Origin of the sequence: Cyanobium sp. ATX 6E8 (assembly GCF_024346335.1) — a bacterium.
In the GTDB taxonomy this organism is placed as follows: domain Bacteria; phylum Cyanobacteriota; class Cyanobacteriia; order PCC-6307; family Cyanobiaceae; genus Cyanobium_A.
The window spans coordinates 65,126-82,853 of the sequence record NZ_JAGQCT010000006.1 but is presented as its reverse complement, the minus strand read 5'-3'; the positions used below and the strand labels follow the sequence as shown (position 1 = coordinate 82,853).

Here is a 17,728-nt window from a genome sequence, read left to right as displayed (position 1 = left end):
GGTCCTGCTGAAATCGCGCTCTTGATTCCGTTGGGTTGATCGGGCGTCGCGTCCTATGCCTTCGAGAGAAGGATGGCCTTGAGATCAGTGGCAATCTGCTCGCATCTCGTCCCCCGCTTGAGCATGGGTTCGGAGCTTCTGACCTCAATCTGGAACTCGTCTTTTGATCCGTTGGTGGCGGAGATGATGACAGTTACACGAGCATTGGCAGGGGTCCTGGTGCTTGCCTGCTCCCTGGCGTAGATCGAAACGCTGCTGGAGAATTCTGGGTCTATCTCCAGGCCCAATTGTTCAACAGCGCCGACGAAGTTTCTCAGAAGGTCCTGGTGCTTGGATACTGCTATCCACTGGAACAGCGCCACGACTGCTTAAGAGCTAAGCCACTTATAGCGCTTTCCCGTGAATAGGCATTTTTTCCGCCCACGGCGGGCCTTGGTGCGTTGATTGAATAGTTTTGCGCAGTGGCTTTCCTCGCCGAGGTGAAGGCTATTTGGTGATTGCTGAGTTCGGGCGCCTCATGCGAGCGTCGCTTTTCCTCTCGCCACAATCCAGGCCCTGAGTTTCCTGAGGCGTACCTGATTCAGGTGTCGACGTAAGCCAGCATCTGCTGGTGTTCTGCCGCGTCTGAACAGTCCTGCTTGGCTGGCCTGCTTGCCGAGGCGTCGCCCTTGGGATCGCGAGGCTGGCCGGTTTCGGGAGGGGACGCACCCTCCTCAAACCAGTTTTCAACGGAGAGGGAGGGATTCGAACCCTCGACAGAAGTTGCCTCCTGTAACTCCTTAGCAGGGAGCCGCTTTCAACCACTCAGCCACCTCTCCAGCAGCTTGACGAGCTTATCAGTGAGCCCCGTCGATGGGGCCCTCCCAGGCGGCCTGGGCCGCGGTGAGGCGTGGCAGACGGTGCTTGAAGCCGCACAGGATCTCCCAGGGGATGGTCTGGCAGTGGTCGCTCCAGTCGCTGGGGGTGATCTGGTCGTCGCCGTCCTGTCCCAGCAGGGTCACCACCGAGCCCACCTCCAGCGCCGGGCAGTCGGTGGCATCCAGCACCAGTTGGTCCATGGTGATGGCCCCTACCTGGGGCAGGCGTTGGCCAGCAAACAGCACTTCAAGTTGGTTGGACAGCTGCCGGGGCACGCCATCGGCATAGCCGATGCCCACCACCGCCAGCCGGCTGGGCCGGCTGGTGCGGAAGCGGTGGCCGTAGCTCACCCCCACTCCGGATCCCACCTCCCGCACCAGGCTCACCCGGGCGTGCAGGGTCATGGCGGGCTCCAGCTGGGTGACACCGGCGAGGTGGGGCGCAGGGCTATGGCCGTAGAGGGACAGGCCGACGCGCACCAGGTCGTAGTGGAGCCCCGCACTGCGCAGGGTGCCAGCGGAATTGGCCAGGTGGCGGCTGCCGCTCTCCAGGCCCTGGTTGCGCAGGGCCTGGAGCACTGTGTTGAAGCGCTGCTGCTGCTGGGCCGTGAGGCCATCGTCGTCGCCCGGTGCCGCATCGGCGCTGGCGAGGTGGGAGTAAACCCCTGCCAGCTGCACCGCCTCCAGCTCGGCGATCGCCGCCGCCAGCCTGGGCCCCTCCTGCCAATCGACCCCCAGGCGCGCCATGCCGGTGTCGAGCTTGAGCTGCAAGGCCATGGCTTGGCCCTGATCGCTGGCGAGGTTTTGACAGAGCAGGGCCTCGCGCATGCCGCTGATGGTGGGCATCAGCTGCCAATGCAGACAGCTGCGCAGCTCCTCCGCCTGGGTGAGGCTGCCCATCACCAGGATCGGTGCCTCGATTCCGGCCCGGCGCAGTTCGATACCTTCGGCCAGGGTGGCCACGCCACATTGGCTGGCTCCGCCGGCCAGGGCGGCCCGGGCCACTGGGATGGAGCCATGGCCATAGCCATCGGCCTTCACCACCGCCATCAGGCTGGTGTTGGCGCCGATGCAGCGCTTGAGGCTGCGGGCGTTGGCGCTGATCGCTTCGGTGTCCACCTCCACCCAGGCCCGCTGGCGGGCCAGCCCGGCCTCAGGGGCCGCGGTGCTCCAGCTGGCCCTGGTGGCCTGGGTCACGGATGAAACGGAAGATTGCGCCTAGCATGCCGCCCATCACGGGTGCTGGCATGGGCCACGTTCTCGTTCTGAATGCGTCCTACGAACCCCTCAACATCACCACCTGGCGTCGCGCCCTGGTGATGGTGCTCAAGGGCAAGGCGGAGGGGCTCGAGCATGATCCTGCTCGCTGGATTCGCGACGATACCTGGTTGCCCACGGTGATCCGGCTGCGTCAGTACGTGCGGGTGCCGTACAAGCAACTGCCACTCACCCGCCGCAACCTCTTCCACCGCGATGGCCATCGCTGCCAATACTGCGGCATCAGCGCCGAGCAGCTCTCGGTGGATCATGTGGTGCCCCGCAGCCGCGGTGGTCTCGACACCTGGGAGAACGTCACCACGGCCTGCCTGCCCTGCAACGTCCGCAAGGGCAACCGCACCCCCCGGGAAGCCGGCATGCCCCTGATCCGGCAGCCCCATCGTCCCTTGAGCAGCCTCACGTTTGAAGCGAGTCGTCAGATCTCGGCGGGCCGCCATGGGGAGTGGGCCAAGTATGTGATCGGCGCCTGAGCTGGCTCAGCGGGTCATCTGTTCGGCCAACTCCTCGAGCTGGCGGCTCTGATCGGCCGCGATGCAGGCCCCGATCAGGTCTTGCAGCTGGCCGTTGAGCACGGGTTCGAGCGAGAAGTTGCGGCCCAGGCGGTGGTCGGTGGTGCGGTTGTCTTTGACGTTGTAGGTGCGGATCTTCTCGCTGCGGTCGCCGCTGCCCACCTGGGCCAACCGGGCGGAGCGCTCCTGGGCATTGGCCTCGGCCAGTTGGCGCTCGTAGAGCTTGGCCCGCAGGATCTCCAGAGCCCGTTCGCGGTTCTGCAGCTGGGAGCGCTCCTGGGTGCAGAACACCCGGATGCCGGTGGGTTTGTGCAGCAGATCCACGGCCGTTTCCACCTTGTTGACGTTCTGGCCGCCGGCCCCCCCGGAGCGGGCGGTGCTGATCACGATCTCGGTGGGATCGATCTGCACCTCCACGGGATCGGCTTCGGGCATCACGGCCACGGTGGCGGTGGAGGTGTGCACCCGTCCCTGGGATTCCGTGGCGGGCACCCGTTGCACGCGGTGCACGCCGGCCTCAAATTTGAGCTGGCTGAACACCCCCTCGCCTTTGATGGCCAGGATCAGTTCCTTGTAGCCACCGAGTTCGGCTTCCGAGGCGCTCACTGGCTCCACGCGCCAACCCACGCTCTGGGCGTAGCGCTCGTACATGCGGGCCAGATCGCCCGCCCAGATGGCCGCTTCATCGCCGCCGGCCCCGGCACGGATTTCCAGCATCACGCTGCGCTCGTCGCGGGGATCGCGGGGCAACAGGGCGAGGGTGAGCTTGTCGCGGAGACCGGCGATGGCCTCGCCCAGGCTGGCGAGCTCTTCAGTGGCGAGCTCTTCCATGGCGGCATCGCCGCGGTGCTGCTTCAGCAGGGCGCGGGCTTCGCGCTCTTCCAGCTCGAGCTTCTGGAGCTGCTGGTGATCCTGCACCAGGGGTTCCAGTCGCGCGCGCTCGCGGGCGATCGCCTGGAGCTGGCTGGGGTTGGCCGCTACGGCGGGATCAGCCAGCTGCCGCTCGAGTGTCTCGAAGGTGCGGCGGGCCGTGTCTAGGCGCTCATGCAGCAGGGAGAGATCCATCGGCGGTGCGGAACGGGTCCGGTAGGGCTCCAGACAACAAAAAACCGGATGCCCGAAAGCACCCGGCCGGGGGATTGGGATTCAAGCGAACGCAGGCCTGACTTGGGTTCAGGCTTCGGCGCCCACTGCAGTGGCTTCGGCAGCAGGAGCTTCGGCAGCAGGAGCGTCGGCTGCGGCTGCGCTCTTGGCTTCTTTTTTGGCACCGGAGCTCGAGCCTGCTGCATCGGCACCGCCCATTCCGTACTTGCGCATGAAGCGATCCACCCGCCCCTCGGTGTCGAGGATTTTCTGGGTGCCGGTATAGAAGGGGTGGTTGCCGCTCCACACGTCGACGTGGATCTCAGGCGAAGTGGAGCCGGTGGTCATCACCACCTCTCCGTTGCAAATCACCTTGGCATCGGGGTACCAGGTGGGATGGATGTCGGCCTTGGGCATGACGAAAAGGGGCTGATGGCGTGAACAGGAAATCAGCGCTTGGAGAACTGAGGCGCCTTACGGGCTTTCTTCAGGCCGTACTTACGACGCTCCTTGGCGCGGGGGTCACGGCTGAGGTGGCCTTCCGTCTTGAGCGGCTTGCGGTTGTCTGGCGAGAGGTCGCAGAGAGCGCGGGCAGCACCCTGCTTGATCGCATCGGCCTGGCCGGTCAGGCCACCGCCGCGCACGTTCACCAGCAGGTCGTATTCGGCTGCCAGACCGAGGGTCTGCAGGGGAGCTTTGACGGCTGCCAGGTAGACGGGGTTGTAGTTGAGGTAGTTGTCGCCAGGGCGACCATTGATGGTGACAGTGCCGTTGCCGGGCACCACACGCACGCGGGCGACGGCGGTCTTGCGACGACCCGTACCCCAGTAGACGACTTTGTTGGTGCTCATTGGGCGGCAGTGGCGGGATCGAGGGCGAGAACCTGGGGTTGCTGGGCAGCGTGGGGATGCTCGGTGCCCTTGTAAACCTTCAGCTTGCGGAACAGCTGACGCCCCAAGGCGTTGTGAGGAAGCATGCCCTTGATGGCCTTCTCCACGATCCGCTCAGGAATGCGGGCCTGCAGATGGGCGAAGGTCTCGGTTTTCATACCGCCTGGGCGACCGGAGTGGCGGCGGTAGATCTTCTGGGTCGGCTTGTTGCCGCTCACCTTCACCTTGTCGGCGTTGATGACGATCACAAAGTCGCCGGTGTCGAGGTGGGGGGTGTAGCAGGGCTTGTTCTTGCCGCGCAGCACCTGGGCCACTTCGCTCGCCAGGCGACCGAGGGTCTGATTCTCAGCGTCCACCAGATACCACTGGCGGTCGAGGGAATCAATGGAGGGCAGGGGGGTCTTGTTCATTTCGCCTGATCAGGCACCGGCAGGCCGGAAGTTGGGGCAGGACAGCTGGTCGTAGAACACAACCCAGTGCCCGGATTCAGTGACCTTACCGCTTGGCCTGCGCTCCCCCGGACGGCGGCGGCGCTGGATGTGCGGACTGGACGGCTGAAGCAGGCTGGAGATCCGGTGAATCGGATGTCTCGAGCTGAAACCGCGGTTGGCAATCATACCAGGCGGCTCTGGGGAAGACCTCAGTGGGATAGCCCACCCGCAGCAGGCACAGGCCCTGGGGGGGCGCCGCCTCTTTCACCTCGGCCCGCCGGCACTCGCGCCAGCGGTGTTCGAAGGCCTCGCCGCTGAGCCGGCCTTCCCCAATGGCCACGAGCTGGCCCATCACCAGGCGCACCATGCCGTAGAGGAAACCGCTGGCTTGTAGCTCCACGGTGATGAGGTCGCCCTGGCGCTCCAGGCGCACCTCCTGGAGGGTGGTGCGGCCGTGGGCGCGGCGGCTGCCGGCCCGTTGGAAGGCCGAGAAATCGTGTTCACCCAGCATGGCCTCAAGGGCTTGGGCCATGGCCTGGTCGTCGAGCCGCTGCTGGTAGCGATGCCAGCTCCAGGGAGCCAGAAACAGATTGGGGGTGCGGGCGTTGTGGATCGTGTAGCGGTAGCGCCGGTAGCTGGCACTGAAGCAGGCGTGCCAGGTGTCGGGCACCTCGGCGGCCGCCCGGATGCGAATCGAGCGGGGGAGCCGCCCGTTCAGCGCCTTGGCCCAGCGCTCCGGTGGGATCGGCCCGGCGGCGTCGAAGTGCGCCACCTGGGCGGCTGCGTGCACGCCGGTGTCGGTGCGGCCCGCCGCCATGGTGCGACCAGGCCCCAGCGGATCCAGTGCGGCGATCGCCGCCTCGATGGTTTCCTGCACGCTGGGGGCGTTGCGCTGCCGCTGCCAGCCGCAGAACGCCGCGCCGTCGTATTGCAGGCAGAGGGCGATGCGGCGCAGGGACGGTCCGGAGCGGGTCAGACCAGCTCGATGATGGCCATCTCGGCGTTATCGCCGCGGCGGGGCACGGTGCGGATGATGCGGGTGTAGCCGCCTTGACGCTCGCCGTAGCGCTCCTGGGCCTTGTCAAACAGGGCGTGCACCAGCTGCTTGTCGTAGATGTAGCCAATGGCGCGGCGGCGGGCCGCAAGGCTGCCGTCCTTGGCCAGGCTGATCATGCGCTCGGCCTCGTCGCGAAGGGCCTTGGCGCGGGCTTTGGTCGTGGTCACCCGACCTTCGCGGATTAGCTGGGTGGTGAGTCCACGCAGCATCGCTTTGCGTTGGTCGGCGGGGCGTCCCAACATGGGGACTCGGCACTGGTGTCGCATGGGACTGGGGCTGGTGAGGTGGCGTGTCGGAAAACGGGGCCGCCGATCAGGCGCTGGTGCGGCTCTGGGGCAGGGTGATGCCGATGCGCTCCAGCGCTTCGATCACCTCATCGGCTGACTTGGAGCCGAAGTTTTTGATCTCCAGGAGATCTTCGTAGCTGAAGCCCATCAGATCAGACACGGAGTTGACCTGGGCGCGCTTCAGACAGTTGTAAGCCCGCACGGAGAGGTTGAGCTCTTCAAGCGGAATCTGGGCCTCGGCGGAGGGTTCCGGCTCCAGGCCGGGCTCTTCCACCATGGTGAGGCTGGCCAGGGGCTGGAACAGCGCGATCAGCTGGTTGGCCGCCTGCGCCATGGCGTCGTCGGGGGTGACGCTGCCGTTGGTTTCGATCTCCAGGCGCAGCCGCTCCCGGGCGGAGCCGCCTTCGCCAACAGCGGTTTCATCCACCGTGTAGTTGACCCGGCGCACGGGCTTGAACACCGCATCGATCTGAAGCAGGTCGATGGCGCTGGTGTCTTCGCTGTGGCGATCGACGGGGCGGTAGCCGACGCCGCGCTCCACATGCACTTCCATCTCGAGGCTGTGGCCCTCGGCCACGGTGGCAATCAGGCGATCACCGTCGATCACCTGCACCTGTGAGGAGAACTGCAGGTCGGCGGCAGTCACGGTGGCAGGGCCATTCACAACCAGTCGGCCGATTTCCAGCTCGCGGTTGCGGCTGTTCACCGAGATCTGCTTGCAGTTCAGCAGGATGTCGAGCACGTCTTCGCGCACGCCAGGAACGGTGGCGTACTCGTGGTTGACGCCGGAGATGCGCACGGCGGTGATGGCACTGCCTTCAAGGCTGCCGATCAGGACGCGCCTGAGGGCGTTGCCGAGGGTGGTGGCCTGGCCGCGATCGAGCGGGCCGATCAGGAAGGTGCCGGTCTGGGACCGGTCTTCGGCGACCTGATGCTCGATCCGATCAATTTGGTAATGCAGCACGTTCTGAAGGGTCGAAAGGTTGGAAGAAGCCTCGGGGGCAAGCACGAGACGACGAATCAGACACGACGGCGCTTGGAGCGGCGGCAGCCGTTGTGGGGAAGGGGAGTCACGTCGCGGATCAGGGTGATCTCCAGGCCCGCAACCTGCAGGGCGCGAATGGCGGTTTCACGGCCGGAGCCGGGGCCCCGCACCAGCACTTCGATCTGGCGCATCCCCTGTTCAAGGGCGCGTCGAGCGGCGGCCTCGGCGGCGGTTTGGGCAGCAAAGGGGGTGCCTTTGCGGGCGCCCTTGAAGCCGCTGGCTCCGGCCGAGCTCCAGGAGATCACTTCGCCGGCCGTGTCGGTGATGGACACGATCGTGTTGTTGAAGGTGCTCTGGATGTGCGCCACACCATTGGGGACGTTGCGCTTCGTCTTCTTGGCGCCGGATTTCTTGGCTGGTTTTGCCATGGCGGAAAGGCCTGCTGGTGCAGGAGGTGATCAAAGAACGTGAAGGGGGTCGCTCTGGTGACGCCGGACGCAGGAGGTCTGGGCTGCTGGAGCAAGAGGCGGCAGGGCGAGGGGGGCATTGAGGAAGGGGGAGGCGCCTTACTTCTTCTTGCCGGCCACGGTTTTGCGGGCACCGCGGCGGGTGCGGGCATTGGTGCGGGTGCGCTGGCCCCGGACGGGCAGGCCCATGCGGTGACGACGGCCCCGCAGGCAACCGATGTCTTGGAGGCGCTTGAGGGCCATGCCCTCTTGCCGACGCAGGTCGCCTTCGAGGGTGAAGCTTTCAGCGGCCCCGCGCAGTTTCTGAACGTCGGCGTCGCTGAGGTCCTTCACCCGGGTGTCCGGGTTGACCCCGGTTTTCGCCAGGATCTTCTGGGCACGGGTGAGACCAATGCCATACACATAGGTGAGGGAGATCTCAACGCGCTTTTCGCGAGGGATATCAACGCCGGCAATCCGAGCCACGTGGGAAATCGATGAGGGGGCAAGACGCGCCGCCAAAGCGGAGCGGGATAAACATGGATACAGCTGGCCCCCAGGCGGGGCTGGCTAAGGCTGATCAGCCTTGGCGCTGCTTGTGCTTGGGATTGGTGCAGATCACCATCACCCGGCCGTGGCGACGGATCACCCGGCACTTGTCGCACATTTTCTTGACTGAGGCACGCACCTTCATGGGCGTTGTGCTCTCCGAATTTGCAAACCGACAACCTATCACACGGGTCAACCACTTCTTGGGCATCAGCCCAGCAACGCCGTGATCCGTTCGGCGATGGTCTCCACGGTGCCGTTGGCCTCCACGGCCTGAAGCAGGCCTTTGCTTTGGTAATAGCGAATCAGGGGTGCGGTCTGCTCGCGGTACACCTCGAGGCGATGGCGGATCACGGTCTCGTTGTCGTCGGCCCGGCCCCGGCCCAGCAGACGTTGGATCAGCACGGCGTCATCCAGCTCCATCAGCACCACCAGCTCGATCGGTTGCTGCAGCTCGTCAAGCAGCACCCCCAGGGATTCCGCCTGGGCGAGGTTGCGCGGGAAGCCATCCAGCAGCCAGCCGCCGCCCCCGCTGGCCGCCTGGGCTTCCAGGCGACTGCGCACGATCGCCAGCACCAGCGCATCGCTCACCAGCTCCCCGCGGGCCATCACCGCCTCCGCTTCCTGACCCAGGGCGCTGCCGGCGGCCACTTCGGCCCGCAGCAGATCGCCAGTGGAGAGATGCAGAAGGTTGCGGTCGGCGGCCAGCTGCTCGGCCTGGGTGCCCTTGCCAGCTCCGGGGGGGCCGAGGAACAGGAGACGTTGCTTCATGGCGGGACTGAAAACAGAGGTCGGGGTGCCGAAGGGCGTGCGGTTACTGCCGCACCATGCCTTCGTAGCGCTGGGAGATCACGTAGGTCTGCACCTGTTTGGCGGTGTCGATCGCCACGCCCACCAGGATCAGCAGGGAGGTGGCCCCCAGGCCCTGGAAGGTGCGCACCTGGGTTGCCCCTTCCACGGCCGAGGGAATGATCGCCACGGCGCCGAGGAAGACACCACCCAGCAGGGTGAGGCGGTTTTGAACACCGCTGAGGTAGTTGGCCGTGGCTGAGCCGGGGCGCACGCCGGGGATGGCCACGCCGCTGCGCTTGAGATTGGTGGCGATGTCCACCGGATTGACTGTGAGCGAGGCGTAGAAGAAGCCGAAGCCGCAGATCAGGGCGAAGAACACCAGGGCGTAGAGCCAGGGCGTGCTGCTGTTGGGGTTGAGGTAGCCCGCCAGCTGGATCAGCCAGGGGCTGCGAGTGATGTTGGCGATGGTCAGCGGCAGGAACACCACCGCTGAAGCAAAGATGATCGGCATCACGCCGCCGGCGTTGAGCTTGAGCGGCAGATAGCTCTGGCGTGCCGAGAGCACCCCAGCGCCGCCCACCTGGCGCTTGGCACTGACGATCGGGATGCGGCGGTTGCCCTCCTGCACAAAGATGATCCCAACGATCGTGAGCAGGAACACCAGCACCAGCACGACGATGCCGCCCACGGTGCTGCGGTCGCCGCTTTGGGCCAGTTCGATGGTGGAGCCCAGGGCCTTGGGCAGGGTGGCCACGATGTTGACGAAGATCACCAGGGACGCGCCCTGGCCGATGCCCCGTTCGGTGATCACTTCGCTGATCCACATCACCACCATTGAGCCGGTCACGAGAGCCAGGGCCGTTTGGATGACAAACACGGGCTCCGAGAGCCCCTCGGTGGCGTACTGGCGCAGGATCAGGGCAAATACCGTGCTCTGCAGGATTCCCCAGCCCAGGGCCACGTAGCGGGTGATCTGGGCAATCTTGCGGCGACCGGCCTCCCCTTCGTTCTTTTGGAGGTCCTCCAGCTGGGGCAGGGCTGCGGTGAGCAGCTGGATGATGATCGACGCGTTGATGAAGGGCAGGATCCCCAGGGCAAACACACCCAGGGTGGAGAGGCCGCCCCCGGTGAAGATGTCGAGGAAGCCGATCAGCTGGCCCCCCCGGGAGAGAAACTCCTGGAAGGCCACCCGGTCGATGCCTGGCATCGGGATGTAGATGCCCAGCCGCACCAGCAGCAACAGGCCGAGGGTGGTGAGCACCCGGTCGCGCAGGCCCTTTGATTGGATCAGTTGGCTGAGGATTTCCCCAGCACTGGGGTTGCGACCCCGGCTAACAAGCATGGCGGCGTGAGGTGGGCATGAAAAAAACCGTCCGCTGAATCCTGGGGGGTCCCGGGATCCAGCTGGACGGCTCAGACCTTAGGGCGGAGGCCCGCAAGGCGATCAGATGACTTCGCAGCTGCCACCGGCAGCTTCGATCTTGGTGCGGGCGCTGGCTGTGAACGCAGCAGCCTGCACGGTGAGCTTGACCTTGAGGTCGCCATTGCCGAGCACCTTGAGGGGGTGCTTGGGGCTGGTCACCAGGCCTTCTTTCACTAGGGAATCGAGGCTCACGGTGCTACCGGCCTTGCACTCGGCCAGCTTGGCCACATTGATGATCGTGAACTCCTTGGTGTTCACCAGCTCAAAGTGCTTGAGCTTGGGGATGCGGCGGTAGAGGGGCATTTGGCCACCCTCGAAGCCAGGACGGGTCGGACGACCCGAGCGGGACTTCTGACCACGCATGCCGAAGCCGCAGCTCGCACCCTGACCGGCGGCGATGCCGCGGCCTTTGCGCAGTTTGCGGCGACGGGCGCCGGCGTTGGGTTTCAGGGATTGGAGATTGATGCTCATGGCGAGGCCTCAGGAGTAGATCTGCTCGAGGGAGATGCCCCGCTCCTTGGCGGTCTCCTTGTGGGTGCGAAGGCCGGCCAGAGCCTCCATCGCAGCCCGGGCGTTGTTGAGGGGTGTCTTGGACCCCAGGCGCTTGGCCAGCACGTTTTTGATGCCAGCCAGCTCCAGCACCGTGCGGATCGAGCCACCCGCGATCACACCGGTACCGGGAGCGGCCGGGCGGATCAGCACGCTGGCAGCGCCGTCGCGGCCATTGCTGAGGGTGGGGATGGAGCTATGGCGGGTGAGGGGCACCTTGACCAGGTGCTTCTTGCCATCGGCCACGCCCTTGCGGACGGCGCCGATCACATCGCCGGCCTTGCCGACACCCACGCCCACCTGGCCCTTCTCGTTGCCGACGACAACGATGGCCCGGAAGCTCATTTTCTTACCGCCCTTGACGGTCTTGGAGACTCGGCGGATCTGGACCACCCGCTCCTGCCACTCGGAGTCGCGCTCCTGGCCGCGACGGTTGTCGCGCCCACGGCCACCGCCACCGCGGCGGTTGTCGCCACCCCGGCCCTCACCGCGGCCACCGCGGCGCTCCTGCTGGCCTTCGGCCGCTACAGGCACATCCGACGCGGCCGGAATGTCGTTGGATTGAACTTGATCGTTGGTTTCGGTCATGGTGAGAGCAGGGATCAGAACTGAAGGCCCGCTTCCCGGGCGGCGTCAGCCAGGGCCTTGACCCGGCCGTGGTACAGGTTGCCGCCGCGATCGAAGACCACCTGCTGGATGCCCTTGGCAAGGGCCCGTTTGGCAACCAGCTCGCCTACGGCCACGGAGGCATCGCAGGTTCCGCTGGTGGTGAGGCTGGTGCGCAGGTCCTTGTCGAGGGTCGACGCCGCGCAGAGGGTGTTCTGAGCGTCGTCGTCGATGACCTGGGCGTAGATGTGGTTGTTGGAGCGGAACACGGCGAGCCGGGGACGGGCAGCCGAGCCACTGAGTTGGCGACGCAGGCGGCGGTGACGCTTCTGGGTCTGCTGTTTGCGGGAGATGGATGACATGGCGATACAGGGTAACGACGCTCAGGCAGACCTCATTTCTTACCGGTCTTACCGGCCTTGCGCAGGATGTGCTCACCCTCGTACTTGATGCCTTTGCCTTTGTAGGGCTCGGGCGGACGGATGGCGCGCACCTTGGCAGCTTCGTTGCCCACCAGTTCCTTGTTGGCACCGGAGACGAGCACGGTGGTGTTGCCTTCGACGGCGAAGCTGACGCCATCGGGGGGCACCATCTCCACCTGGTGGCTGTAGCCGGCGGAAACCACCAACTTTTTGCCCTGGAGAGCGGCGCGGTAGCCCACGCCGACGATTTCCAACTTGCGGGTGTAGCCCTGGCTGACGCCTTCCACCATGTTGGCGACAAGCGTGCGGCAAAGACCGTGGCGCTCGCGCGAGCGGCGGTTTTCGCTGCTGGGGCTCACCACCAGGGTGTTGCCGTCCTGGGAGATCTGCACCCCATCGGGCAGGGTGCGGCTGAGTTCGCCCTTCGGACCCTTCACGGTGACGTCGAGACCATTGAGGCTGACGCTCACCTTGTCGGGGAGGGGAATCGGGGCTTTACCAATACGAGACATGAATCAACCTCCCGGGATCAGTAGACGTAGCAGAGCACTTCGCCACCGACACCCTGCTTGCGGGCGTCGCGGTCGCTCATCACTCCTTTGGATGTGGAGATGATGGCCACTCCCAGGCCGCCCAATACTTTGGGCAGCTGGCGATTGTTCTTGTAGATGCGCAGGCCAGGCTTGCTGACGCGCTGGACGGAGCGGATCGTGGGCTGGCGGTGCTTGCCGCTGTACTTGAGCTCGAGCACCAGATGCTTCTGCACGCCTTCACCTTCTTCGGTGATGGCTGCGATGAAGCCTTCCTGCTGCAACACGTTGGCGACGTTGCGCACCAAACGGGAAGCAGGAATCTTGGTGGTCTCGTGACGCTTCTCACTCGCATTGCGGATGCGGGTGAGCATGTCGGAAATCGGGTCGTGATTGGCCATGGTCGGGTCCGAAGAGGGCTCAGTTGCTGCGGAACGGCATTCCCATCTCGCGGAGGAGGGCCCGGCCCTCTTCGTCGTTACGGGCGTTGGTCACGATCGTGACGTCCATCCCCCGGATCGCATCGATCTTGTCGAAGGAGATCTCGGGGAAGATGATCTGCTCGCGGATCCCCAGGGTGTAGTTCCCCCGGCCGTCAAAGCTCTTGGGGCTCACGCCGCGGAAGTCGCGGATGCGCGGTAGAGCGAGATTGATCAAGCGCTCCAGGAAGGCATACATCCGCTCACCCCGGAGGGTGACGGCGACGCCGATGGGCATGCCTTGGCGGATCTTGAAGCCGGCGATGGCCTTCTTGGCGCGGGTCACAATCACCTTCTGACCGGTGATTGTGGCCAGCTCCGTGATGGAGGCCTCAAGGGCCTTCGTATTCTGGGCGGCTTCACCGAGGCCCCGGTTGACGGTGACTTTCACCACCTTCGGGACTTCGTGAACGTTGGAGAGATTCAGATCCTTGAGGAGTTTGGGCTGAATCGTCTCCCGGTAGCGCTGTTTCAGTGACATGACGGAGGGAGGGGGTGCGCTTCTGGTCGGGGTCAGAAGGCGGACAGGAACAGGGATAGAGATGGAAGACTGTGAATGGGAACTGGGCCGATCAATCCAGTATTTCCCCGGTCTTTTTGAGGCGCCGCTTCTTGGAGCCATCCTTTTCCACGACGATTTCGACGCGGCTGGCCACCTGTTTGGTGGTCGAGTAGAGCATCACGTTGGAGGCGTGCAGGGACGTTTCCTCGGTGACGATCTGGCCGGTCTCGCCCTCTTGGGTGGGCTTGACGTGGCGGGTGCGCAGGTTGATGCCCTGCACGACCACCCGGTTCTCATACGGCAGGGTGCGGAGCACCTCGCCGGTTTTGCCCTTGTCCTTGCCAGAGATCACCTGAACGGTGTCGCCTTGCTTGAGGCGCATCTTGATGCGCTCGGGGGACTTGGCCTTGGGGGTTGCGGTCGCCATCTCAGATCACCTCCGGAGCGAGGGACACAATCTTGGTGAAGTTGCGCTCGCGCAATTCGCGGGCGACGGGGCCGAAGACCCGCGTGCCCTTCGGGTTGTTGTCGGTGCCGAGAATCACGGCAGCGTTGTCGTCGAACCGGATCGAGTTGCCGGTGTCGCGACGCAGGGTTGCCTTGGTGCGAACCACCACAGCCTTCACCACATCCGACTTCTTGACGCCCATGTTGGGCATGGCGTCTTTGACGGCGGCCACAATCACATCGCCCACGTGGGCGTAGCGACGGTTGGTGCCGAGCACCCGGATGCACTGGATGCGCTTGGCGCCGCTGTTGTCAGCGACGTTCAGAAAAGTTTCCTGTTGGATCATGGGTCTGCTCTCTTCAACCGGCGGTGCTGTTGGTGAGAACTTCGGCCACGGTCCAGCGCTTGGTGCGGCTGAGTGGGCGGGTCTCGGTGATGCGAACCCGGTCGCCCACTTTGCAGCTGTTCGCTTCGTCGTGGGCCTTGTAACGGGTGGTGCGGCTGACCGTCTTTTGGTAGATGGGGTGGGGGAAGCGGTTTTCCACCGCCACCACCACCGTTTTGTCCATCTTGTCGCTGACGACGGTGCCGACCCTTTCCTTGAGTGCCATGGGGATCGAGGGGGGTATCAGGAGGCTGAATCAGCCGTGGCGGCGGAGCGTTCTTGCTCCTGCTGCACCGTCAGCAGGTGGGCCAGCTTGATGCGGGCCTCCTTGAAGCGGTGCGGGTTTTCCAGCCGGCGGGTGGCCTGCTGGAAGCGCAGCTCAAACAGTTCGCGCCGGGTGGCGCTGACCTGTTCGTTGATCTGGTCGCCGCTGAGCTTGCGCACGTCGGCGATGTTGGGTCGTGCCATCGGTCAGGCCTCCACAGGGGCTGCAGTGTCCTGATCCGCCAGGCTCAGGAATTTGGTCTTCACCGGAAGCTTGTATTGCGCTAGGCGCATGGCTTCCTTGGCGATTTCGGGGGTGATTTCAGCACCGCCCATTTCAAACAGGATCCGGCCCGGTTTGATCACAGCCACCCAGAATTCCGGGTTGCCTTTACCGGAACCCATGCGGGTTTCGGCGGGGCGCATGGTGACCGGCTTGTCGGGGAAGATCCGGATCCAGATCTTGCCGCCCCGCTTGACGTGGCGGGTCATCGCCCGGCGGCTGGCCTCAATCTGGCGGGACGTGATCCAGCCACATTCTTGGGCCTGCAGCGCAAACTCACCGAAGGCAATGGTGTTGCCGCGGGTGGCGACGCCGCGCATACGGCCTCGCTGTTGTTTGCGGAATTTGACGCGTCGTGGACTCAGCATGGTTCAGGGCTCCGGATCACTCTTTGTTAGAGCGGTCTTCAAACTGTTGCGGCTGCCGGCTGGTCCGGCGGCGGGGGGCAGCGCCCACGGGCAGCTGCTCTTTCTGGCCAGGCAGGACCTCGCCCTTGAACACCCACACCTTGATGCCCAACACCCCGTAGGTGGTGCTGGCCAGCTTGGTGGCGTAGTCGATGTCGGCGCGCAGGGTGTGCAGGGGCACACGACCTTCGCGGGTCCATTCGGTACGAGCGATCTCGGCGCCGTTGAGGCGGCCGGCCACCATGATCTTCAGGCCGAGAACGCCGGCCCGTTGGGCCCGCTGCACGGCCATGCGCATGACGCGACGGAAGGCCACCCGCTTTTCCAGTTGCTGGGCGATGTACTCGGCCAGCAGGAAGGCGTCGGCATCGACCCGCTCGACTTCCACCACGTTGATGCGCACCTGACGGTTGGCATCGCCGAGGGTTTTCTGGATGCCGGTGCGCAGCTCCTCAATGCCGCTGCCCTGACGGCCAACGAGCACGCCGGGGCGGGCGGTTTTCAGTTCGACTTCCAGTTGGTCAGCCTTGCGGGCGATCAGCACATCGCTGATGCCGGCAGCGCCGTACTTCTTGTGGATGAACTTGCGAATCCGATCGTCCTCCTGGAGGAGGGTCGGGTAGGTCTTGCTGGGGGCGTACCAACGCGAGCGGTGATCCTGGGTGATCCCCAGGCGCAGGCCGGTTGGATGGATCTTGTGTCCCATCGGTCGGTGTCCTCGGGGTCAGGCGGAAGGAGCCACAGCAATGCTGATGTGGCAGGTCTGTTTTTTGATCGCGTAGGCACGACCCTGGGCGCGGGGGCGGAAGCGCTTCAGGGAAGGACCCATGTCGGCGATCGCCGTGGCGACCACCAAGGTGGAGGGATCCAGTCCCAGGTTGTGTTCAGCGTTGGCCACCGCAGAGCGCAGCACCTTGGTGATGGGCCCGGTGGAGCGGTAGGGCATGAACTCGAGCATGATCAGGGCCTCGCGATAGCTGCGGCCACGGATCTGGTCGAGAACCCGGCGCACCTTCGAGACGGAACCGCGGATGTAGCGGCCGTGGGCGAGGGCCTGGTTGGAAGGGGTGTTTGCCATAGCGTTAGCGGCCTCCTTTCTTGTCCTTGATGTGGCCCCGGAAGGTGCGGGTGGGGGCAAATTCCCCGAGTTTGTGGCCCACCATCTGTTCCGTCACGTAGACGGGAACATGAGATTTGCCGTTGTGAACGGCAATGGTATGGCCAATCATCATCGGCAGGATGGTGGAAGCGCGTGACCAGGTTTTGATCACGGACTTGTCATCGGCAACGTTTTGCTTTTCAACCTTGCGCAGCAGGCTGTCGGCAACAAATGGTCCTTTTTTGAGTGAACGTCCCATGGCGGATTAAGCGAACAGCAAAGCGGTGTGGATCATCACGAATCGCGTCCGCCACGGCTCCGTTTGGAGATGCGGCGACGTTTCCGGAGCACAAACCGATTGCTGGGTTTGTTCCGCTTACGGGTTCTGAGGCCCAGGGCGGGTTTGCCCCAGGGTGTCACCGGACCGGAGCGACCGATCGGTGCCTTGCCCTCACCACCACCGTGGGGGTGGTCGCAGGGGTTCATCACCGAACCGCGCACTTCAGGCCGGCGGCCCAGCCAGCGCTTGCGGCCAGCCTTGCCGAGGCTGGTGTTGCGCACCTCGGCGTTGCCCACTTCGCCGAGGGTGGCGTAGCACTCGCGGCGCACCAGCCGCACCTCGGTGGAGGGCAGCTTGAGGGCGACGTAGTCGCCTTCCTTGGCCACCACCTGGGCACTGGCCCCGGCGGTACGCACCATCTGGCCACCGCGTCCGGCATAGAGCTCCACGTTGTGGACGCTGGAGCCGAGGGGGATGGCGGAGAGGGGCAGGGCGTTGCCGGTTTCGATCGGCGACTCAGGGCCGGACACCACCTGCTGGCCGATCTCGATGCCGGCCGGCGCCAGGATGTAGCGCTTCTCGCCATCGACGTAGAAGAGCAGCGCCAGGCGGGCGTTGCGGTGGGGGTCGTAGTGGATCGCCGCCACCTTGGCGACCACGCCGTGCTTGTCGCGGCGGAAGTCGACGATGCGGTAGAGGCGCTTGTGGCCACCGCCGCGGTGGCGGCAGGTGATCACGCCGCGGTTGTTGCGGCCTTTGCGGCGGTGTTTGGCCACCACCAGTCCCCGCTCCCGACCACGGCCAGTGACTTCAGAGAAGTCGCTGGCGACGCGGGTGCGGGTGCCGGGGGTGATGGGGCGGTAATTGCGAATAGCCATGTTGTTTCA

At 65.0% G+C, this 17,728-nt stretch carries 30 protein-coding genes and 1 tRNA gene; 1 reads left to right on the top strand and 30 read right to left on the bottom strand.

The features are described 5' to 3' along the window. Positions 1-53: 53 nt before the first annotated feature. The 3 genes from KBY70_RS07115 to alr all read right to left on the bottom strand — a co-directional run bounded on the left by KBY70_RS07115 (position 54) and on the right by alr (position 2,054). Complete coding sequence (locus KBY70_RS07115) at positions 54-362, bottom strand: hypothetical protein (RefSeq protein ID WP_094560073.1); 309 nt, start codon at positions 360-362, stop codon at positions 54-56. Between the two features lie 367 nt (positions 363-729). After that, a tRNA-Ser gene (locus KBY70_RS07110) sits at positions 730-818 on the bottom strand. Between the two features lie 18 nt (positions 819-836). After that, positions 837-2,054, bottom strand: coding sequence for an alanine racemase (alr, locus tag KBY70_RS07105; protein ID WP_254987938.1), 1,218 nt, complete (start codon positions 2,052-2,054; stop codon positions 837-839). Between the two features lie 50 nt (positions 2,055-2,104). Between alr and KBY70_RS07100 the strand changes: the two genes are divergently transcribed. Then, positions 2,105-2,605 carry an HNH endonuclease gene (locus KBY70_RS07100; RefSeq protein ID WP_094560071.1) on the top strand — a complete coding sequence of 167 codons (501 nt, stop codon included), beginning with the start codon at positions 2,105-2,107 and terminating at the stop codon, positions 2,603-2,605. Between the two features lie 6 nt (positions 2,606-2,611). On the opposite strand, the gene prfA is transcribed toward KBY70_RS07100, so the two are convergent. The 27 genes from prfA to rplB all read right to left on the bottom strand — a co-directional run bounded on the left by prfA (position 2,612) and on the right by rplB (position 17,719). After that, positions 2,612-3,709 carry a peptide chain release factor 1 gene (gene prfA, locus KBY70_RS07095; RefSeq protein ID WP_094560070.1) on the bottom strand — a complete coding sequence of 366 codons (1,098 nt, stop codon included), beginning with the start codon at positions 3,707-3,709 and terminating at the stop codon, positions 2,612-2,614. 108 nt (positions 3,710-3,817) lie between these two features. After that, a complete protein-coding gene (gene rpmE / locus KBY70_RS07090; protein ID WP_254987937.1) occupies positions 3,818-4,144 on the bottom strand; it encodes a 50S ribosomal protein L31 in 327 nt (108 codons plus the stop codon). 32 nt (positions 4,145-4,176) lie between these two features. Beyond that, positions 4,177-4,578 carry a 30S ribosomal protein S9 gene (gene rpsI / locus KBY70_RS07085; RefSeq protein ID WP_094560068.1) on the bottom strand — a complete coding sequence of 134 codons (402 nt, stop codon included), beginning with the start codon at positions 4,576-4,578 and terminating at the stop codon, positions 4,177-4,179. Next, on the bottom strand, positions 4,575-5,027 hold the full coding sequence (gene rplM, locus KBY70_RS07080; protein ID WP_094560067.1) for a 50S ribosomal protein L13: 453 nt from the start codon (positions 5,025-5,027) through the stop codon (positions 4,575-4,577). The genes rpsI and rplM overlap by 4 nt, the downstream gene beginning before the upstream one ends. A gap of 85 nt (positions 5,028-5,112) precedes the next feature. After that, positions 5,113-6,024, bottom strand: coding sequence for a tRNA pseudouridine(38-40) synthase TruA (truA, locus tag KBY70_RS07075; protein ID WP_254987963.1), 912 nt, complete (start codon positions 6,022-6,024; stop codon positions 5,113-5,115). Next, positions 6,021-6,371 carry a 50S ribosomal protein L17 gene (gene rplQ / locus KBY70_RS07070; RefSeq protein ID WP_094560065.1) on the bottom strand — a complete coding sequence of 117 codons (351 nt, stop codon included), beginning with the start codon at positions 6,369-6,371 and terminating at the stop codon, positions 6,021-6,023. The genes truA and rplQ overlap by 4 nt, the downstream gene beginning before the upstream one ends. A 46-nt stretch (positions 6,372-6,417) precedes the next feature. Next, positions 6,418-7,356, bottom strand: a complete 939-nt coding sequence (locus KBY70_RS07065) for a DNA-directed RNA polymerase subunit alpha (protein WP_094560064.1) — start codon at positions 7,354-7,356, stop codon at positions 6,418-6,420. A gap of 56 nt (positions 7,357-7,412) precedes the next feature. Beyond that, positions 7,413-7,805, bottom strand: a complete 393-nt coding sequence (rpsK, locus tag KBY70_RS07060; protein WP_010311626.1) for a 30S ribosomal protein S11 — start codon at positions 7,803-7,805, stop codon at positions 7,413-7,415. Between the two features lie 138 nt (positions 7,806-7,943). After that, positions 7,944-8,309: a 30S ribosomal protein S13 gene (rpsM, locus tag KBY70_RS07055; protein ID WP_094560063.1), complete on the bottom strand. Its 366-nt coding sequence runs from the start codon at positions 8,307-8,309 to the stop codon at positions 7,944-7,946. A 94-nt stretch (positions 8,310-8,403) separates the two neighbouring features. Continuing rightward, on the bottom strand, positions 8,404-8,517 hold the full coding sequence (gene rpmJ, locus KBY70_RS07050) for a 50S ribosomal protein L36 (protein ID WP_006173336.1): 114 nt from the start codon (positions 8,515-8,517) through the stop codon (positions 8,404-8,406). Between the two features lie 65 nt (positions 8,518-8,582). Then, complete coding sequence (locus tag KBY70_RS07045; RefSeq protein ID WP_254987936.1) at positions 8,583-9,143, bottom strand: adenylate kinase; 561 nt, start codon at positions 9,141-9,143, stop codon at positions 8,583-8,585. Between the two features lie 43 nt (positions 9,144-9,186). Next, positions 9,187-10,506 carry a preprotein translocase subunit SecY gene (secY, locus tag KBY70_RS07040; RefSeq protein WP_254987935.1) on the bottom strand — a complete coding sequence of 440 codons (1,320 nt, stop codon included), beginning with the start codon at positions 10,504-10,506 and terminating at the stop codon, positions 9,187-9,189. 102 nt (positions 10,507-10,608) lie between these two features. Next, positions 10,609-11,058 carry a 50S ribosomal protein L15 gene (gene rplO / locus KBY70_RS07035; RefSeq protein ID WP_094560060.1) on the bottom strand — a complete coding sequence of 150 codons (450 nt, stop codon included), beginning with the start codon at positions 11,056-11,058 and terminating at the stop codon, positions 10,609-10,611. A 9-nt stretch (positions 11,059-11,067) separates the two neighbouring features. Further along, positions 11,068-11,724, bottom strand: a complete 657-nt coding sequence (rpsE, locus tag KBY70_RS07030) for a 30S ribosomal protein S5 (RefSeq protein WP_094560059.1) — start codon at positions 11,722-11,724, stop codon at positions 11,068-11,070. Positions 11,725-11,738: 14 nt separating this feature from the next. After that, complete coding sequence (rplR, locus tag KBY70_RS07025) at positions 11,739-12,104, bottom strand: 50S ribosomal protein L18 (protein ID WP_094560058.1); 366 nt, start codon at positions 12,102-12,104, stop codon at positions 11,739-11,741. A 32-nt stretch (positions 12,105-12,136) separates the two neighbouring features. Continuing rightward, complete coding sequence (gene rplF / locus KBY70_RS07020; RefSeq protein ID WP_254987934.1) at positions 12,137-12,676, bottom strand: 50S ribosomal protein L6; 540 nt, start codon at positions 12,674-12,676, stop codon at positions 12,137-12,139. Between the two features lie 17 nt (positions 12,677-12,693). Then, complete coding sequence (rpsH, locus tag KBY70_RS07015) at positions 12,694-13,095, bottom strand: 30S ribosomal protein S8 (RefSeq protein WP_094560056.1); 402 nt, start codon at positions 13,093-13,095, stop codon at positions 12,694-12,696. A 19-nt stretch (positions 13,096-13,114) separates the two neighbouring features. Beyond that, positions 13,115-13,654, bottom strand: a complete 540-nt coding sequence (gene rplE, locus KBY70_RS07010) for a 50S ribosomal protein L5 (RefSeq protein WP_094560055.1) — start codon at positions 13,652-13,654, stop codon at positions 13,115-13,117. Between the two features lie 91 nt (positions 13,655-13,745). Beyond that, a complete protein-coding gene (gene rplX, locus KBY70_RS07005; RefSeq protein WP_094560054.1) occupies positions 13,746-14,102 on the bottom strand; it encodes a 50S ribosomal protein L24 in 357 nt (118 codons plus the stop codon). Position 14,103: 1 nt separating this feature from the next. Then, complete coding sequence (gene rplN, locus KBY70_RS07000) at positions 14,104-14,469, bottom strand: 50S ribosomal protein L14 (protein WP_094560053.1); 366 nt, start codon at positions 14,467-14,469, stop codon at positions 14,104-14,106. A gap of 13 nt (positions 14,470-14,482) precedes the next feature. Then, positions 14,483-14,734 (bottom strand): 30S ribosomal protein S17, encoded by a 252-nt coding sequence (gene rpsQ / locus KBY70_RS06995; RefSeq protein WP_094560052.1) that lies wholly within the window; start codon positions 14,732-14,734, stop codon positions 14,483-14,485. 17 nt (positions 14,735-14,751) lie between these two features. After that, positions 14,752-14,976, bottom strand: coding sequence for a 50S ribosomal protein L29 (gene rpmC, locus KBY70_RS06990; RefSeq protein ID WP_094560051.1), 225 nt, complete (start codon positions 14,974-14,976; stop codon positions 14,752-14,754). Positions 14,977-14,979: 3 nt separating this feature from the next. Further along, positions 14,980-15,423 carry a 50S ribosomal protein L16 gene (rplP, locus tag KBY70_RS06985; RefSeq protein ID WP_094560050.1) on the bottom strand — a complete coding sequence of 148 codons (444 nt, stop codon included), beginning with the start codon at positions 15,421-15,423 and terminating at the stop codon, positions 14,980-14,982. Positions 15,424-15,439: 16 nt separating this feature from the next. Beyond that, positions 15,440-16,168, bottom strand: a complete 729-nt coding sequence (rpsC, locus tag KBY70_RS06980; RefSeq protein ID WP_094560049.1) for a 30S ribosomal protein S3 — start codon at positions 16,166-16,168, stop codon at positions 15,440-15,442. Between the two features lie 18 nt (positions 16,169-16,186). Further along, positions 16,187-16,540, bottom strand: coding sequence for a 50S ribosomal protein L22 (gene rplV / locus KBY70_RS06975; protein WP_094560048.1), 354 nt, complete (start codon positions 16,538-16,540; stop codon positions 16,187-16,189). A 4-nt stretch (positions 16,541-16,544) separates the two neighbouring features. Continuing rightward, positions 16,545-16,820 carry a 30S ribosomal protein S19 gene (gene rpsS / locus KBY70_RS06970; protein ID WP_094560047.1) on the bottom strand — a complete coding sequence of 92 codons (276 nt, stop codon included), beginning with the start codon at positions 16,818-16,820 and terminating at the stop codon, positions 16,545-16,547. 35 nt (positions 16,821-16,855) lie between these two features. Beyond that, the gene (gene rplB / locus KBY70_RS06965) at positions 16,856-17,719 is read right to left on the bottom strand and encodes a 50S ribosomal protein L2 (protein ID WP_094560046.1); all 864 of its coding nucleotides are present in this window, start codon (positions 17,717-17,719) and stop codon (positions 16,856-16,858) included. Between the last annotated feature and the right edge of the window lie 9 nt (positions 17,720-17,728).

Coding starts and splice junctions, on each gene's coding strand:
- rpsI (WP_094560068.1), bottom strand. CDS start 4,578: ATGAGCACCAACAAAGTCGTCTACTGGGGTACGGGTCGTCGCAAGACC.
- rpmE (WP_254987937.1), bottom strand. CDS start 4,144: ATGCCCAAGGCCGACATCCATCCCACCTGGTACCCCGATGCCAAGGTG.
- rplX (WP_094560054.1), bottom strand. CDS start 14,102: ATGGCGACCGCAACCCCCAAGGCCAAGTCCCCCGAGCGCATCAAGATG.
- rpsQ (WP_094560052.1), bottom strand. CDS start 14,734: ATGGCACTCAAGGAAAGGGTCGGCACCGTCGTCAGCGACAAGATGGAC.
- rpsH (WP_094560056.1), bottom strand. CDS start 13,095: ATGGCCAATCACGACCCGATTTCCGACATGCTCACCCGCATCCGCAAT.
- rpsE (WP_094560059.1), bottom strand. CDS start 11,724: ATGACCGAAACCAACGATCAAGTTCAATCCAACGACATTCCGGCCGCG.
- rplN (WP_094560053.1), bottom strand. CDS start 14,469: ATGATCCAACAGGAAACTTTTCTGAACGTCGCTGACAACAGCGGCGCC.
- rplQ (WP_094560065.1), bottom strand. CDS start 6,371: ATGCGACACCAGTGCCGAGTCCCCATGTTGGGACGCCCCGCCGACCAA.
- rplO (WP_094560060.1), bottom strand. CDS start 11,058: ATGAGCATCAATCTCCAATCCCTGAAACCCAACGCCGGCGCCCGTCGC.
- rpsC (WP_094560049.1), bottom strand. CDS start 16,168: ATGGGACACAAGATCCATCCAACCGGCCTGCGCCTGGGGATCACCCAG.
- rplR (WP_094560058.1), bottom strand. CDS start 12,104: ATGTCATCCATCTCCCGCAAACAGCAGACCCAGAAGCGTCACCGCCGC.
- rpsS (WP_094560047.1), bottom strand. CDS start 16,820: ATGGGACGTTCACTCAAAAAAGGACCATTTGTTGCCGACAGCCTGCTG.
- rplF (WP_254987934.1), bottom strand. CDS start 12,676: ATGTCTCGTATTGGTAAAGCCCCGATTCCCCTCCCCGACAAGGTGAGC.
- rpsK (WP_010311626.1), bottom strand. CDS start 7,805: ATGGCAAAACCAGCCAAGAAATCCGGCGCCAAGAAGACGAAGCGCAAC.
- rplP (WP_094560050.1), bottom strand. CDS start 15,423: ATGCTGAGTCCACGACGCGTCAAATTCCGCAAACAACAGCGAGGCCGT.
- rpmC (WP_094560051.1), bottom strand. CDS start 14,976: ATGGCACGACCCAACATCGCCGACGTGCGCAAGCTCAGCGGCGACCAG.
- secY (WP_254987935.1), bottom strand. CDS start 10,506: ATGCTTGTTAGCCGGGGTCGCAACCCCAGTGCTGGGGAAATCCTCAGC.
- rplB (WP_094560046.1), bottom strand. CDS start 17,719: ATGGCTATTCGCAATTACCGCCCCATCACCCCCGGCACCCGCACCCGC.
- prfA (WP_094560070.1), bottom strand. CDS start 3,709: ATGGATCTCTCCCTGCTGCATGAGCGCCTAGACACGGCCCGCCGCACC.
- rplV (WP_094560048.1), bottom strand. CDS start 16,540: ATGGCAAACACCCCTTCCAACCAGGCCCTCGCCCACGGCCGCTACATC.
- KBY70_RS07045 (WP_254987936.1), bottom strand. CDS start 9,143: ATGAAGCAACGTCTCCTGTTCCTCGGCCCCCCCGGAGCTGGCAAGGGC.
- rplM (WP_094560067.1), bottom strand. CDS start 5,027: ATGAACAAGACCCCCCTGCCCTCCATTGATTCCCTCGACCGCCAGTGG.
- KBY70_RS07100 (WP_094560071.1), top strand. CDS start 2,105: ATGGGCCACGTTCTCGTTCTGAATGCGTCCTACGAACCCCTCAACATC.
- rpmJ (WP_006173336.1), bottom strand. CDS start 8,517: ATGAAGGTGCGTGCCTCAGTCAAGAAAATGTGCGACAAGTGCCGGGTG.
- rplE (WP_094560055.1), bottom strand. CDS start 13,654: ATGTCACTGAAACAGCGCTACCGGGAGACGATTCAGCCCAAACTCCTC.